The organism is Stenotrophomonas sp. RG-453, from assembly GCF_033843685.1.
GTDB classification, from domain to species: Bacteria; Pseudomonadota; Gammaproteobacteria; order Xanthomonadales; family Xanthomonadaceae; genus Stenotrophomonas; species Stenotrophomonas bentonitica_A.
Map to the genome: position 1 here is coordinate 1 of NZ_JAMYED010000035.1, position 407 is coordinate 407.

A 407-nucleotide genomic window follows, 5' to 3' on the forward strand; every position below is an offset into this window, starting at 1 on the left:
CGCTCGGCTACGATCGCCCGGAGAGCAAATGCAAATTGAAGTGAGGACGCAGATGTTGCGCATGTTGCGTGTTGGGCTTCTCTCCGGACTGGTGCTGGCGGCCGCGCCCGCGCACGCGTTCATCGCCTATGTCTCGAACGAGAAGAGCAACACGGTCTCGGTGATCGACACCGACAGCTGGACGGTGACAAAAACGATCAAGGTCGGCCAGCGCCCGCGCGGCATCGACTTTACGCGTGACGGCAAGTTCGTGATGGTCGCCGTCGGCGACGACGACACCATCCAGGTGATCGATGCGAAGACGCAAGGAGTGGTGGACAGCCTGCCCTCGGGCCCCGACCCGGAACTGTTCGCCCAGGATGCGGCGGGAAAAGTTCTCTATGTCGCCAACGAGAACGACAATACGG

Annotated in this window: 1 protein-coding gene; it reads left to right on the plus strand. The window is 61.7% G+C overall.

The genetic code is table 11. The features are described from left to right. Nucleotides 1-28: 28 nt before the first annotated feature. A partial coding sequence (locus NJD74_RS19645; RefSeq protein ID WP_319624834.1) for a beta-propeller fold lactonase family protein occupies nt 29-407 on the plus strand: 379 nt, incomplete at its 3' end.